Raw genomic sequence first — 15,407 nt, forward strand, 5'->3', positions numbered from 1 at the left:
GCCCGGCGCAGACCAGGCCCGCGGCAGGAGGGGAACAACAACACAGCCCACGCAGGAGACAACCCACATGACGAACCCATCGCAGCCCGGCGGCGGCCCCGCCGCCAACCTCTGGAACGAAGACCTCGCCCCCACCACGCTGGCGCAGCGAACGTGGCGCTGGTACCACTTCGCGGCCCTGTGGGTCGGCATGGTGATGTGCATTCCCGCCTACACGCTGGCGGCCAGCCTGATCGAGGGCGGCATGTCGTGGCGCCAGGCGGTGCTCACGGTGTTCCTGGGCAACGCGATCGTGCTGGTGCCGATGCTGCTCATCGGCCATGCGGGCGCCAAGTACGGCATTCCGTACGCGGTGATGGCGCGCGCCTCCTTCGGCACGCGCGGCGCGCGGCTGCCCGCCTTGCTGCGCGCCATCGTGGCCTGCGGCTGGTACGGCATCCAGACCTGGTTCGGCGGCGAGATGATCTACACGCTGGTCGGCGTGCTCATGGGCCAGCCGCTGGGCGGCGACAAGCTGCCGGTGCTGGGCATCAACGGCGCGCAGCTGGTGTGCTTCCTGATCTTCTGGGCGATCCAGCTGTACTTCGTGGTGCACGGCATCGAGTCGATCCGCCGGCTCGAGACCTACACCGCGCCGCTGAAGATCCTGGTGTGCGTGGCGCTGCTCTACTGGGCGGTGCAGCGCGCGGGCGGCCTGGGCCCCATCTTCGAGCAGCCCTCGCAGTTCGAGCCCGGAGGCAAGAAGGCGGGGCTCTTCTGGGCGGTTTTCTGGCCTTCGCTCACGGCCATGGTGGGCTTCTGGGCCACGCTGGCGCTGAACATCCCGGACTTCACGCGCTTCTCGCGTTCGCAGCGCGACCAGGTGGTGGGCCAGGTCATCGGCCTGCCCGCGCCCATGGGCCTGCTCGCGATGATGGCGGTGATGGTCACCTCGGCCACGGTGGTCATCTATGGAAAGGCGCTGTGGGACCCGGTGGACCTGGCCAGCCGCATGACCGGCGCGGCCGTGCTGATCGCGCTGCTCATCCTGCTGATCGACACGGTGAGCGTGAACCTGGCCGCCAACCTGGTGGGGCCGGCCTACGACTTCTCGGCGCTCAACCCCGAGAAGATCTCGTACCGCAAGGGCGGCTACATCACCGCCGGCATCGCCATCGTGATGATGCCGTGGAAGGTGCTGGAAACCACGCAGGGCTACATCTTCACCTGGCTCATCGGCTACTCGGCGCTGCTGGGGCCGGTGGCGGGCATCCTGATTGCAGACTACTACTTCGTGCGCCGCAAGGAGCTCGACGTCGACGCGCTGTACCGCGGCAGCGGCCCCTACAGCTACCGCAACGGCTGGAACATGGCCGCGGTGGCGGCCTTCGTGGTGGGCGTGCTGCCCAACATTCCGGGCTTCCTGAACGCGGCCTTTCCGCAGGCCGTGCCCTCCACGCCGGAGCTCTTCAAGACCATCTACACCTACGCATGGTTCGTGGGCGTGGTGCTGTCGGCCGTGGTGTACCTGGGGCTGATGAAGGCGCGCGCGCCGCGGCACCAGGGCCTGGCCGCGCCGTTGAAGAACCCCAGCTGAACCCAACCGAAAAAAGGAACTCACGCCATGACCGTACTCATTCGCGGTGGCACGGTGGTCAACGCCGATGCCGAACACCGGGCCGACGTGCTCTGCGAGGGCGACGCCATCGTGCAGGTCGGCCTCGACCTGCAGGCGCCAGCCGGCGCGCAGGTGATCGACGCGGGCGGCGCCTACGTGGTGCCCGGCGGCATCGATCCGCACACCCACATGCAGCTGCCCTTCATGGGCACGGTGGCGGCCGACGACTTCTTCAGCGGCACCGCGGCGGGCCTGGCGGGCGGCACCACCAGCATCATCGACTTCGTGATTCCCGACCCGCAGCAGCCGCTGATGGACGCCTTTCGCATGTGGCGCGGCTGGGCCGAGAAGTCGGCCGGCGACTACAGCTTTCACGTGGCCGTGACCTGGTGGAACGACAGCGTGCACCGCGACATGGGCACGCTGGTGCACGAGCACGGCGTGAACAGCTTCAAGCACTTCATGGCCTACAAGAACGCGATCATGGCCGACGACGAGATCCTGGTGAAGAGCTTCCAGCGCTCGCTGGAGCTGGGCGCCATGCCCACCGTGCATGCGGAAAACGGCGAGCTGGTGGCCATGCTGCAGCAGCAGCTGCTGGCCCAGGGCATTCGCGGGCCCGAGGGGCATCCGCTGTCGCGCCCGCCGATGGTGGAGGCCGAGGCGGCCAACCGCGCCATCGCCATCGCGGAGGTGCTGGGCGTGCCCATCTACGTGGTGCACGTGTCGTGCGGCGAGGCGCTGGAGGCCATCACCCGGGCCCGCGCGCGCGGCCAGCGCGTGTACGGCGAGGTGCTGGCCGGCCACCTGGTGGTGGACGAGAGCGCCTACCGCGACCCCGACTTCGCGCGCGCCGCCGCCCACGTGATGAGCCCGCCCTTTCGCTCGCGCGAGAACCAGGCCATGCTGTGGCGCGGCCTGCAGGGCGGCAACCTGCAGACCACCGCCACCGACCACTGCACCTTCTGCGCCGGGCAGAAGGCCATGGGCCGCGACGACTTCACGAAGATTCCCAACGGCTGCGGCGGCGTGGAAGAGCGCATGGCCGTGCTGTGGGACGCGGGCGTGAACACCGGGCGGCTCACGCCCTCGGAGTTCGTGCGCGTCACCTCGACCAACGCGGCGCAGCTCTTCAACCTGTACCCGCGCAAGGGCGTGGTGCAGGCCGGCGCCGATGCCGACCTGGTGGTGTGGGACCCGAAGGCCACCCGCACCCTGTCGGTGAAAACGCAGCACTCGAAGAGCGACTTCAACATCTTCGAAGGCCGGCAGGTCACCGGCGTGCCAAGGCACACCGTGAGCGCCGGCCGCTGGGTGTACCGCGACGGCGACCTGCGCGCCGAGCCCGGCACCGGCCGCTACCTGAAGCGCCCGGCCTTCGCGCCCATGTTCACCGCGATGGAACGCCAGCGGCAGCAGCACGCGCCCAGCGCCGTGGCGCGCGACGCCGCGAACGCATGACGCCTGATGCCTGATGCCTGACCCCGCAATGCCACGAACGAAGGAGCTACAGATGAATGCAGTCATGGACACGCAGGCGCTCGCCATCAACGGCGAGCGCCTGTGGAGCGCGCTGATGGAACTCGCGCGCATCGGCGCCACGCCCAAGGGCGGCGTGAAGCGCCTGGCGCTCACCGACCTCGACAAGCAGGGCCGCGACCTGGTGGTGGCGTGGGGCAAGGAGGCGGGCCTGTCGATCACGGTCGACAAGATCGGCAACGTCTTCATGCGCCGCGAAGGCACGAACCCGGCGCTGCCGCCCGTGGTGTCGGGCAGCCACATCGACACCCAGCCCACCGGCGGCAAGTTCGACGGCAACTACGGCGTGCTGGCCGCGCTGGAGGTGGTGCGCACGCTGAACGACCAGGGCATTCGCACCGAGGCGCCCATCGAAGTCGCCTTCTGGACCAACGAGGAAGGCTCGCGCTTCGTGCCGGTGATGATGGGCTCGGGCGTGTTCTGCGGCGCCTTCAGCCTGGAGCACGCCTATGCCGCGACCGACACCGAAGGCAAGACGGTGCGCGACGAGTTGGCGCGCATCGGCTACGTGGGCACGCAGACGCCGGGGGACCACCCCATCGGCGCGTACTTCGAGGCGCACATCGAGCAGGGGCCGGTGCTGGAAGACGCGGGCAAGGTCATCGGCGTGGTGCCGGCGGTGCTGGGGCTCTCGTGGTACGACTGCGTGGTGACCGGCATGGAGGCGCACGCGGGCCCCACGCCCATGCACCTGCGCCGCGACGCGCTGCAGGTGGCCACGCGCATCATGCAGGAGGTGGTGGCCATCGCGCACAGCCACCCGCCCTACGGGCGCGGCACGGTCGGCATGGTGCAGGTGCACCCGAACAGCCGCAACGTGATCCCGGGGCAGGTGAAGTTCTCCATCGACCTGCGCAACGTGAACGACGAGCTGCTCGACCGCATGCACGCCGAGATGCTGGCCTTCATCGAGCGCACGCGGCGCGAAACGGGGCTGGGCGTGAGCATCGAACGGGTGTCGTACATACCGCCCTGCCCGTTCCACCCCGACTGCGTGGACGCGGTGCGCCGCGCCACCGAGCGGCTCGGCTACTCGACCATGGACGTGGTGTCGGGCGCGGGCCACGACGCGATCTATGCGGCGCGGCTCGCGCCGGCCGGCATGATCTTCGTGCCGTGCAAGGACGGCATCAGCCACAACGAGATAGAAGACGCGCAGCCCGATCACCTCACGGCCGGCTGCAACGTGCTGCTGCACGCGATGCTCGAACGCGCGAAGCGGGTGGGCTGAGGCAGCCCGGCCCTGAAAAGGCCCGAGAGGCCCGAGCCCCCCGGAGAGTGCCTACCGGTACGCCGCCAGCTCCTGCTTGGCGATGGCGTTGCGGTGCACCTCGTCGGGGCCGTCGGCCACGCGCAGGTGGCGCTCGTAGGCGTAGAAGTGCGTGAGCAGCGTGTCCTGGCTCAGGCCCATGGCGCCGAAGGCCTGCATGGCCCAGTCGATCACCTTCACGCAGTTGTTGGGCGTGAGCACCTTGATCATCGCGATCTCCTTCGCGGCGACCTTGTTGCCTACGGTGTCCATGCGGTAGGCGGCGTTGAGCACCATCCAGCGCGACTGCTCGATGAGCATGCGCGACTCGGCAATGCGCTCGCGCCACACGCCCTGCTCCGACAGCGGCTTGTGGAAGGCGGTGCGCGACACCAGCCGCTGGCACATCATTTCCAGCGCCGACTCGGCCATGCCGATGGCGCGCATGCAGTGGTGGATGCGGCCGGGGCCGAGGCGGCCCTGCGCAATTTCGAAGCCGCGGCCCTCGCCCAGCAGGATGTTTTCCACCGGCACGCGCACGTTGTCGAACACGATCTCGGGGTGGCCGAAGGGCGGGTCGTACATGCCCAGCAGCTGCATGTCGCGCACGATGGTCACGCCGGGCGTGTTCTTCGGCACCAGCACCATCGACTGCTGCTTGTGGCGGTCGGCGTTGTCGGGGTCGGTCTTGCCCATGAGCACGAAGATTTCGCAGCGCTCGTGCATGGCGCCGGTGATGTACCACTTGCGCCCGTTGATCACGTACTCGTCACCCTCGCGGCGGATGCTGCAGCGGATGTTGGTGGCGTCGCTGGAGGCCACCTCGGGCTCGGTCATGGCGAACGACGAGCGGATTTCGCCGGCCAGCAGCGGCGTGAGCCAGCGCGCCTGCTGCGCCTTGGTGCCGTAGCGCGCAAGCACTTCCATGTTGCCGGTGTCGGGCGCGGAGCAGTTGAAGATCTCGGCGCACCAGTAGCGCCGGCCCATGATCTCGCACAGCGGCGCGTACTCGACGTTGGTGAGGCCGGGGCCGTGCTCCGCCTCGGGCAGGAACAGGTTCCACAGGCCGCGCTCGCGCGCCTTGGCCTTCAGGCCGGCCATCATCGGCAGCTCGGCGTAGGGGCGGCCGGCGCGGGCGTTGGCGGCCAGCTCTTCCTCGCGGCGCTTTTCGTTCGGGTAGACGTACTCGTCCATGAACTTCAGCAGCTCGTCGCGCAGCGCGATCACCTTGGGCGTGAATTCGAAATGCATGTGTCTCGTCCTTCTTCGTTCAGTGTGCGGTGACGATACGTGGCGCTGCGCCGCGCGTCGGTCGTTCGCGCGACACATGCGGCCTGCGTAGTCCCGCGTAGGACAGCGCCGCCCAATCCCGCACCCTCGTGCTCGGGTACGCACGCGGCCTCACACTGCCGGGTTGCAAGCAGGGAAGCGCACAGGAGGAAACCCATGTCCGACGACACCCACGACACCCACGACCACCTTCCCCTGAAGCAACGCGCTTCAGCTTCCCCCACCGACACACCCGCCTCCACCGGATCGCTCACGCGGCGCGAGGCCGTGCTGGCCGCCGCGGCGGTGGCCGCGCAGGCGGCGCTGTTCGGCTGGCCGGGCACGGGCGGTGCGCAAACGGCACCTGCGGCACCAGCGGCTGCAGCGGCTGCAACCGCTGCAACGGCCGCGACCACCGGCACCGTCGACGGCGAAGCCATCGCACGCTTCCTCGCGTTCTCCAAGGCCATCACCGGCCACGACGACATCGACCCCACCACGGCGGCGCGCATCCGCGAGGCGATGCTGCAGGGCGACGCCGCCTTCGCGCAGCAGGCCGCCTCGCTCGCGGGCCTGGTGCAGCCCGGCATCGCGCCCGACGCGCTGCTGGGCGCGGCCACCAGCGCCGGCCTGCGCGAGGCGGCGCTGGCCGTGGTCACGGCCTGGTACACGGGCACCGTCGTCGCAGGGCAGAAGACCACCGTGGTCGCCTACGAGCAGGCGCTGATGTACCGCCCCGTGGCCGACGCGCTCACGGTGCCCACCTACTGCAACGAAGGCCCGATGTGGTGGACGGCGGCGCCGCCCGAGGTCGGCGTGCGCACGCCGCAAGAGGCGGCACAAGAGGCGGCGCACCGCTCGCCCACGCCCCCGCCGGTGATGCGCAGCCAGTAGGCACGTTCTTCTCTTTCACCTTCCTTCAACGGCACACACAACACACCCACACTTCCCGATGAAGAAAGCAGCATTCGATTCAGATGGCAACGCGACGGCCGACGTGGTCGTCGTCGGCTCCGGCGTGGTCGGCGCGATGATCGCCGACCAGCTCGCGGGCCAGGGCCACGCCGTGCTCATGCTCGAGGCCGGCCCGCGCATCCAGCGCGCGCAGGCGGTGGAGAACTGGCGCAACATGCCCTTCGCCAACCGCGTGGGCTCCGACTTCCAGGGGCTGTTCCCGCAGTCGCCGCTGGCGCCCGCGCCGCTGTACTTTCCGCCCAACGACTACGTCGGCCTCTCGGGGCCCGACGGCAAGGGCTTCCAGCAGGGCTACCTGCGCGTGGTGGGCGGCACCACCTGGCACTGGGCCGCGTCGAGCTGGCGCCACCTGCCGGTGGACCTGCGCATGAAGTCGACCTACGGCGTGGGCCGCGACTGGCCCATCGGCTACGACGAGCTGGAGCCCTTCTACTGCCGCGCCGAGGAACAGATGGGCGTGGCCGGGCCGAACGACCCGGCGCAGCAGTCGCCCTCGGAACGCAGCAAGCCCTACCCGATGGACATGGTGCCCTGGAGCTACGGCGACAAGCGCTTCGCCGAGGTGGTGAACGCGCACGGCTACCGCTCGGTGCCGATTCCGCAGGGCCGCAGCACGCGTCCCTGGAACGGGCGGCCGACCTGCTGCGGCAACAACAACTGCCAGCCGATCTGCCCCATCGGTGCCATGTACAACGGCATCCATCACGTGCAGACCGCGGAGGCCAAGGGCACCACGCTGCTGCCCGAGGCGGTGGCCTACCGCATCGACACCGACGCGAACAACCGCATCACCGCCGTGCACTGGTACGACAAGGACCGGAAATCGCACAAGGCCACCGGCCGCCAGTTCGTCATTGCCTGCAACAGCCTGGAAACGCCGCGCCTGCTGCTGCTGGCCGCGAACGACCGCAACCCGAAGGGCATTGCCAACAGCTCCGACCAGGTGGGGCGCAACATGATGGACCACTCGGGCTTTCACTGCACCTTCCTAGCCAACGAGCCGCTGTGGATCGGCCGCGGGCCGGCGCAGAGCAGTTGCCTGGTGGGCCCGCGCGACGGTGCGTTCCGCAGCGAGTACTCGTCGAACAAGATGATCCTGAACAACATCACGCGCGTGGGACCGGCCACGCAGCAGGCGCTGAAGCTGGGGCTGGTGGGCAAGGCGCTGGACGAGGAGATTCGACGCCGCGCGGCTTTCGGCGTGGATCTGTCGATCAGCCTGGAGCCGCTGCCCGACCCGAACAACCGGCTCACGCTGAGCGCCACGCGCAAGGACCCGCTGGGCCTGGCCTGCCCCGAGATCCACTACGACGTGGGCGACTACGTGCGCAAGGGCGCGGCGGCGGCGCACAAGCAGCTGGAGCACATCGGCAGCCTGTTCGGCGCGACGGAGTTCAACATCACGACGGCGCTGAACGCCAACAACCACATCATGGGCGGCACCATCATGGGCGCCGACCGAAAGGACTCGGTGGTCGACGGCGACTGCCGCGCGCACGACCACGACAACCTGTGGCTGCCCGGCGGCGGGCCCATTCCCTCGGCCAGCGTGGTCAACAGCACGCTCACCATGGCGGCGCTGGGGCTGAAGTCGGCCGACGCGATCGGCCGCGCGCTGGCGAAGGGCTGAGCGCATGAAAGCCCCGCGTGAACACATGAACGCCTTGCGTGAACACATAAGCGCCCTGCGTATTTGTGCGGCTGCTTTTCTGGTGCTCGGCGCAGCCGTCGGGCAAGGCGCCATGGCGCAACCAGCGCAAGACCCGCCGCCGGCGGCACTCGTCGAAAAAGGCCGCCAGCTCGCCATCGCGGCCGACTGCATGGCCTGCCACACCGCGCCCGCCTCGCTGGGCCTGCCGGGCGGCGGCAAGCCCTTCGCGGGCGGCTACGCCATCGAGTCGCCGCTGGGCAGCATCTATGCGACCAACATCACGCCCTCGAAGGTGGCCGGCATCGGTGAGTACACCGAGGCCGAGTTCGCGCGCGCGCTGCGCCAGGGCGTGCGCCGCGACGGCAGCCACCTGTACCCGGCCATGCCCTACACCTCGTACACGCAACTGAGCGACGAGGACACGGGCGCGCTGTACGCGTACTTCATGCACGGCGTGGCGCCGGTCGATGCCGACGCGGAAAAGACGACGCTGCCCTTCCCCTTCAGCCAGCGCTGGTCGATGGCGATCTGGAACCTGCTGTTCCTGGACAACCAGCGCTTCGTGCCCGACGTCACGAAAAGCGCCGAGTGGAACCGCGGCGCCTACCTGGCCGGGGCGCTGGGCCACTGCAGCGCCTGCCACACGCCGCGCAACGCGCTGATGGCCGAGCGCGGCGGCCAGGCGCTGGCGGGCGGCGCGGTCGGGCCCTGGTATGCGCCCAACATCACGTCGGACCCGGTGAGCGGCATCGGCGCCTGGAGCGAACAGGAACTGGTGCAGTACCTGCGCACCGGCCGCGTCGAGGGCAAGGCCCAGGCCGCGGGCGGCATGGCCGAAGCCGTGCAGAACAGCCTGCAGCACCTGCCCGAGGCCGACCTGCGCGCGATGGCGGTGTACCTGAAGGGCACGCCGCCGATCCGCGATGCGCCTGCCAAGGCGGGCGGCGACGAAAAACCGGCGCACGCCTGGGGCGCGGCATCGAGCACCGAGGCCACGCTGCGCGGCAGCCAGCCGTTCAACAGCGTGGCGCGGCTCACGAGCGGCGAGCAGCTCTACAACGGCTACTGCGCGAGCTGCCACCAGTCGAACGGCGCGGGCAGCCGCAACCAGGCGTACCCCAGCCTGTTCCACAACACGGCCACGGGGCTGTCGAACCCGGCGAACCTGGTGGCGGCCATCCTCTACGGGGTGGACCGGCAGGTGGGCGACACGCACGTGCTGATGCCGCGCTTCGACGCGCTGTCTTATGTCGACCCGCTGACCGACACGCAGATTGCCGACATCTCCAACTACGTGCTCGGGCGCTACGGCAACGCCGGCGCGCGCGTGAGCGTGGCGGACGTGGCATTGGCGCGCGCCGGCGGGCCGAGGCCGCTGCTGGCGCAGGTGCAGCCGTACATCCTGCCGGCGATGGGGGTGGGCGTGTTGCTGCTCGCGTGGCTGGCGTGGGCCTGGGCGGCGCGGCGGCGTCGCGCGCGGCTGGCGGCCTGACGCGCGCGCCGCCCGGCCCGCCGCGGGTCGCGGGTCGCAGATCGCGCGCCGCGGGTCAGGCGGCCGTGGCATGCATCGTGCAAGATCGCGCCATGCCTCCCCTGTCTCCCGACGCGCTGCGCCAGCGGCTGCGGTCCTTCGCTTCACGCGCGCAACCCGTGCGCATTCTTCTCACGCTCGGCAGCCTCATGGCGCTGTGCGGCGCCACCGGCCATCCCGACGCGGTGATCCCGCTGTTCCTGGGCGCCATCGCCAGCGCGCTGGCCGAAACCGACGACAGCTGGCGCGGCCGGCTGCGCGCGCAGCTGGTCACGCTGGCCTGCTTCGGCGCCATCGCGTTCGCGGTGGAGGCCGCCTTCGGGCTGCCGGTGGTGTTCATCACCGGGTTGGCGCTCGCGGCCTTCGCGCTCACGATGCTGGGCGCGGTGGAGGCGCGCTACAAGGCCATTGCGTACGCCACGCTCATCCTCGCGATGTACGCCACGCTGGGCACCGAAAGCATGGTGGCGCACGGCGACAGCGCGGTGCGCGGGCGCGAGCCCCTGCTGCTGCTGGCGGGCGCCGCCTGGTACGGCGTGTTCTCGGTGCTGTGGTGCGCCGTGTTTCCGGCGCAGCCGGTGCAGGCGCGGCTGGTGTCGCTGTTCACGGTGCTGGGCAACTTCGTGCGCTTCAAGGCCTCGCTGTTCGAGCCGCTGCGGGGCATCGACATCGAGCGCAAACGGCTCGCGCTCGCGCAGCTCAACGCCGAGGTGGTCACGGAGCTGAACGCGGCCAAGGAAAGCATCTTCCGGCGCATCGGCGCGCGCGCGCCGACCGGGCGGCTGTCGCGCTACCGCGGGCTGTACCTGATCGCGCAGGACGTGCACGAGCGCGCCAGCTCGTCGCACGACGACTACAACGCGCTGGCCGACGCCTTCTTCCACAGCGACCTGCTCTACCGCTGCCAGCGCGTGCTGGGCCTGCAGGGGCTGGCGTGCCAGCGGCTGGCCGACTCGATCGCGCGGCGCGAGCCCTTCGACAGCGGCACAGAGACCGTGCAGGCGCTGGCCGACCTGCGCAGCGCCATCGAGCATGAACGCGGCCAGGCGGCGCATGCACAAACACAGACACAGGCGGGCGCGCCCGAGCGCTTCGCGCTGCTGGCGTCGGTCGAGGCGCTGGCGCGCAACCTTGCGCTGCTCGACGGGCAGCTGGTGGGCGCCAGCCAGCCGTCGGCGCGCGCCGGCCGCACGGAGATGGGCCTGTTCGACCGCTCGCCGCGTTCGTGGCGCGACGCGGTGGAGCGCGTGCGGCGGCAGCTCACGCCGCGCTCGCCGCTGTTTCGCCATGCGCTGCGGCTGTCGATCGCGCTGGTGGTCGGCTACGGGGTGATGCAGCTCATTCACCCGGCGCAGGGCTACTGGATCCTGCTGACCACGCTGTTCGTGTGCCAGCAGAGCTATGGCGACACCATCGCGCGCATGGGGCAGCGCATCACCGGCACGGCCCTGGGCGTGGTGGCGGGCTGGGCGCTGCTGCAGCTGTTTCCGCAGCCGCTGGTGCAGTCGGTGATCGCGGTGGCCGCCGGCGTGGTGTTCTTCGCCACCCGCACCACGCGCTACCTGCTGGCCACCGCCTCGATGACGCTGCTGGTGCTGATGTGCTTCAACCAGGTGGGCGACAGCGGCGTGCTGCTGGTGCCGCGGCTGGTCGACACCGCCATCGGCAGCGTGATCGCCGGGCTGGCCGTGCTGCTGGTGCTGCCGCACTGGCAGGCGCGGCGCATCAACGAGCTGGCGGCCGCCGCGCTGCGCGGCCATGCGGGCTACCTGCGTCAGATCGTCGCGCAGTACCGCAGCGGCGCGCGCGACCACCTCGACTACCGGCTGGCCCGGCGCAACGACCACAACGCGGACGCGGCGCTGTCCACCGCGGTGTCGGACATGTTCCGCGAGCCCGGCTATGTGCGGCCGCGCGCGGGGGTGGCGCTGCGCTTTCTCATCCGGTCGCACACGCTGCTGAGCTATCTCTCGGCGCTGGGCGCCCACCGCGCGGCATTGCCCGACTCGGCGCAGATGGCGGTGCTGCGCACGGCGGCCGAAGGCGCGATCGCGGCGCTGGAAGCACTGGCGGCGGGCCTGGAACAAGGCGAAGTGGCCGCGCCGGCGGATGCGGCGGGCGAAGTCAGCGCACGCGCCGCGCTCGTGCAGGCCATTGCCGACGGCGCGGGCAGCGACCCGCAGGCGCGAACTTTTCACACCGAACTCGGTCTGATATGGCTGCAGATCGACGCCTTGCGCACCCACGCGAGCGAGTGGCTGCAGCCTCCAGGCAGCGACACCCCGACCGCGCCGGCCTGAGCGAACATTCCTGCAAATCGGTCGATTGAAAAAAGGTTGAATTCGCGCGCGACGGAAATCCGGTTGCGCGCCGGGTAAAATTAACCCTTATGTCCCGCTGGTTTACCGCCACTGTCCTTGCCTTCATGCTGTCCTGCTACGGCTTTGCCGTGCTCGCGCACAGCATGCTCGGTGGCGGGCATGCGCAGGTCGAGCAGACGGCGTCTACCGCGCCGACCTCAAACCAGGCTACCAAAATGCTCGCAGGCAGCGTCGCGCTGGCGGACGCATCCGACAGCAGCACGCACGCCAAGCTCGACACCGGCAACCCCGATGCCGACGCCGCATCGGACGATTCCCTTTCCGTCGACGAAGCCGGCTCCGAACATGCCGAGCTGGTCGACGCACGCAACGGCGCGCCCGCGCTGCTGCGCTTCACCGAACAGCCGCCCAAGCTGGGCCTGACCACCACCGTCGCGCCGTTCCTCGCGCGGCCCAAGCGCCCACCCCGGGCCGCTTCCTTCGTCGCCTAGGCCCTAGAAGCCTTCGCGACCGGGAGCCGCCACGGCTCCCGCCCCCGATCCGGGCCCTGCCGGCCATCCGGCCGCACCCGCATCCACACGACGACATCCCCCATTTCGGGCCGACTGCCATCTGAACGCGTCATTCCGTCCAGCCGGCGCCGGTCCACCTTCAAGGAATCATCACAATGAACAACAGCCCTACCGCCTTCAACCCCGCTTTCGAGGCGCCCATCGCCTCGGTGCAGGAACGCAACCGCGTGCTGCGCAACACCTACTGGCTGCTCGCGCTGTCGATGGTGCCCACCGTGCTGGGCGCCTGGATCGGCGTCTCGACCGGCTTCTCGCGCGCCATGTCGCCCGGCATCGGCCTGATGGTCTTCCTCGGCGGCGCCTTCGGCTTCATGTACGCCATCGAGAAAACCAAGGAATCGGCCGCCGGCGTTCCGGTGCTGCTGGCCTTCACCTTCTTCATGGGCCTGATGCTGTCGCGCCTGGTGGGCACCGTGCTCGGCCTGGCCAACGGCGCCAGCCTGGTGATGACGGCCTTTGCCGGCACCGGCGCGATCTTCTTCGGCATGGCCACGCTGTCGTCGGTCATCAAGCGCGACCTGTCGGCCATGGGCAAGTGGCTGTTCATCGGCGCCATCCTGCTGCTGGTGGCCGGCATTGCCAACTTCTTCATCCAGTCGAGCGCGCTGATGATGACGCTGTCGGTCGCGGCCATCGGCATCTTCTCGGCCTTCATCCTGCACGACCTGAAGCGCGTGAAGGACGGCCTGGAAACGAACTACATCTCCGCCACGCTGGGCGTGTACCTCAGCATCTACAACGTGTTCCAGTCGCTGCTGGCCCTGCTGGGCATCGCCGGCGGCCGCGACGAGTAATCCCCACAAAGGAATATTTCCATGCGCCTCACCACCAAGGGCCGCTTCGCGGTCACCGCGATGATCGACATCGCACTGCACGGCCGTTCGGGCCCCGTCACGCTGGCCTCGATCAGCCTGCGCCAGCGCGTGTCGCTGTCTTATCTGGAACTCTTGTTCGGCAAGCTGCGCCGCGCCGACCTGGTCGAGTCGACCCGCGGCCCGGGCGGCGGCTACTCGCTCAGCCGCAAGGCCACGGACATTTCGGTGGCCGACATCGTGCTGTCCATCGAAGAGCACGACACCGACGCCCGCCGGCGCGATGCCGCCGAGCCGGGCGACACCGGCCGCTGCCAGATCGACGACCTGTGGGCCACCGTGAACCTGCGCGCGGTCGAGTTCCTGAAATCGATCACGCTGCAAAGCCTGGTCGACGAGCAGAAGGCCAAGGGCGTGCAGGCCGCCACCCGGCCCGAGCCGCGCCGCGCCGCACCCGGCGCGCCGGCACGCAAACCCTTCATCGTCGACGCGCCGAACTCGGTGTTCGCACTGGGGCGGCGCCACCAGCAAGGCGCCAGCTAGGTTCGCCGGCGCTGCGCCGTCGTTCCAGCGACGACGGCCACGCGCCCGATTGCGTTTCCATGCCAGCCCATGCGGCCGGGCCGATCGCCACGTATCGACGTGGTGACCGGCCCGTGTCTGCATGGGCTTTTTCCGTTGCCGCTTTTTTCTGTTGCCGCGTTCTCGCGGCCCCTCGCCTCCAGATGGCCATGACCCCCAAGCTCCTGCTCCTTCCCGTCGCCCTCCTCGCGCTCGCCGCCTGCAACACCAGGCAAGCCCCGGACGCCGATACCGCACCGCCCGAAGTCGGCGTGGTCGCGCTGCACGCGAGCGACGTGCCGGTGCACACCGAGCTTTCCGGCCGCACCGCCGCGTTCCGCGTGTCGGAGGTGCGCCCGCAGGTGAACGGTATCGTGCGCAAGCGCCTGTTCGAGGAAGGCAGCACGGTGCGCGCGGGCCAGGTGCTGTACGAGATCGAGCCCGGCCCGTTCGAAGCCGCGCACGAGCAGGCACAGGCCGCGCTCGCCACCGCGCAGGCCGGCATCGCCAGCCTGCGCGGCAAGGCCGGGCGCTTCGGCGAACTGGTGAAGGCCAATGCCGTGAGCCACCAGGAACACGAAGAGGCGCAAGCCGCGCTGGTGCAGGCCGAGGCCGGCGTGAAGGCGGCGCAGGCGGCGGTGAAGGCGTCACGCATCAACCTCGGGTTCACGCGCATCGTCGCGCCCATCGCAGGGCGCATCGGCCGCTCCAGCGTGACCGAAGGCGCGCTGGTGGCGCCGGGCCAGGCCGTGGCGCTGGCGACCATCCAGCGCATCGACCCGATCTACGTCGACGTGGTGCAGTCCAGCCTGGAGCTCACGCGGCTCAAGCGCCGCGTGCTCGCGGGCGACATGGCACCCGCGAGCACGCGCGTCGGCCTGCGGCTGGAAGACGGCCTGCCCTACCCGCACGCGGGCACGCTGAAGTTCACCGAGGTGGGCGTGGACGCGGCGACCGGCTCGGTCACCCTGCGCGCGGAGTTTCCCAACCCGCAGGGCCTGCTGCTGCCCGGCATGTACGTGCGCGCGCAGGTCGAGGCCGGCGTGGAACGCCAGGCCGTGCTGGCGCCGCAGCGCGGCGTGGCGCGCAACGAGAAAGGCGAGCCGACCGCGCTGGTGGTGGGCGCGGGCGACAAGGTCGAGCTGCGCGCGCTCGAGGCGCGCAGCGTAGCGGGCGACCAGTGGGTCGTGACGCGCGGCCTGCGCGAAGGCGACCGGCTCGTGGTCGACGGCCTGCAGCGCGCGCAGCCGGGCGAGAAGGTCAAGCCGGTGCTGGTGCCCACGCCCACACCGGTACCCACCCCCACGCCAAACGCATCCGCAGACTGAGA

Annotated in this window: 12 protein-coding genes; 11 read left to right on the top strand and 1 reads right to left on the bottom strand. The window is 70.1% G+C overall.

Annotated elements, in window-relative coordinates; translation table 11 throughout:
• Nucleotides 1-67 precede the first annotated feature (67 nt).
• Genes AB6807_RS38000 through AB6807_RS38010 form a run of 3 tightly spaced genes read left to right on the top strand, consistent with a single transcriptional unit; the run spans nt 68 to nt 4,367 of the window.
• Nucleotides 68-1,576 carry an NCS1 family nucleobase:cation symporter-1 gene (locus tag AB6807_RS38000; RefSeq protein ID WP_116909210.1) on the top strand — a complete coding sequence of 503 codons (1,509 nt, stop codon included), beginning with the start codon at nt 68-70 and terminating at the stop codon, nt 1,574-1,576.
• Nucleotides 1,577-1,603: 27 nt separating this feature from the next.
• Nucleotides 1,604-3,058 (top strand): dihydropyrimidinase, encoded by a 1,455-nt coding sequence (gene hydA, locus AB6807_RS38005; protein ID WP_371088625.1) that lies wholly within the window; start codon nt 1,604-1,606, stop codon nt 3,056-3,058.
• 52 nt (nt 3,059-3,110) lie between these two features.
• Nucleotides 3,111-4,367, top strand: a complete 1,257-nt coding sequence (locus tag AB6807_RS38010) for a Zn-dependent hydrolase (protein WP_371088626.1) — start codon at nt 3,111-3,113, stop codon at nt 4,365-4,367.
• A 51-nt stretch (nt 4,368-4,418) separates the two neighbouring features.
• Here AB6807_RS38010 and AB6807_RS38015 read toward each other — a convergent pair whose 3' ends face one another.
• Entirely contained in the window at nt 4,419-5,636 is a 1,218-nt protein-coding gene (locus AB6807_RS38015; protein WP_286516128.1) for an acyl-CoA dehydrogenase family protein, read from the bottom strand.
• A gap of 195 nt (nt 5,637-5,831) precedes the next feature.
• Between AB6807_RS38015 and AB6807_RS38020 the strand changes: the two genes are divergently transcribed.
• The 8 genes from AB6807_RS38020 to AB6807_RS38055 all read left to right on the top strand — a co-directional run bounded on the left by AB6807_RS38020 (nt 5,832) and on the right by AB6807_RS38055 (nt 15,405).
• The gene (locus AB6807_RS38020; protein WP_371088627.1) at nt 5,832-6,548 is read left to right on the top strand and encodes a sugar dehydrogenase complex small subunit; all 717 of its coding nucleotides are present in this window, start codon (nt 5,832-5,834) and stop codon (nt 6,546-6,548) included.
• 58 nt (nt 6,549-6,606) lie between these two features.
• Complete coding sequence (locus AB6807_RS38025; RefSeq protein WP_371088628.1) at nt 6,607-8,259, top strand: GMC family oxidoreductase; 1,653 nt, start codon at nt 6,607-6,609, stop codon at nt 8,257-8,259.
• 112 nt (nt 8,260-8,371) lie between these two features.
• Nucleotides 8,372-9,772 (top strand): cytochrome c, encoded by a 1,401-nt coding sequence (locus AB6807_RS38030; RefSeq protein WP_371088629.1) that lies wholly within the window; start codon nt 8,372-8,374, stop codon nt 9,770-9,772.
• 92 nt (nt 9,773-9,864) lie between these two features.
• Nucleotides 9,865-12,111, top strand: a complete 2,247-nt coding sequence (gene yccS / locus AB6807_RS38035) for a YccS family putative transporter (protein ID WP_371088630.1) — start codon at nt 9,865-9,867, stop codon at nt 12,109-12,111.
• Between the two features lie 89 nt (nt 12,112-12,200).
• Nucleotides 12,201-12,623 (top strand): hypothetical protein, encoded by a 423-nt coding sequence (locus AB6807_RS38040; protein WP_371088631.1) that lies wholly within the window; start codon nt 12,201-12,203, stop codon nt 12,621-12,623.
• A 176-nt stretch (nt 12,624-12,799) separates the two neighbouring features.
• Nucleotides 12,800-13,498 (top strand): Bax inhibitor-1/YccA family protein, encoded by a 699-nt coding sequence (locus AB6807_RS38045; RefSeq protein ID WP_116909218.1) that lies wholly within the window; start codon nt 12,800-12,802, stop codon nt 13,496-13,498.
• A gap of 21 nt (nt 13,499-13,519) precedes the next feature.
• The gene (locus AB6807_RS38050; protein WP_116909219.1) at nt 13,520-14,059 is read left to right on the top strand and encodes an Rrf2 family transcriptional regulator; all 540 of its coding nucleotides are present in this window, start codon (nt 13,520-13,522) and stop codon (nt 14,057-14,059) included.
• A gap of 188 nt (nt 14,060-14,247) precedes the next feature.
• Complete coding sequence (locus AB6807_RS38055) at nt 14,248-15,405, top strand: efflux RND transporter periplasmic adaptor subunit (protein ID WP_371088632.1); 1,158 nt, start codon at nt 14,248-14,250, stop codon at nt 15,403-15,405.
• Nucleotides 15,406-15,407: the final 2 nt, after the last annotated feature.

It is taken from the genome of Variovorax sp. RCC_210, from assembly GCF_041355175.1.
Classification (GTDB): Bacteria; Pseudomonadota; Gammaproteobacteria; order Burkholderiales; family Burkholderiaceae_C; genus Variovorax.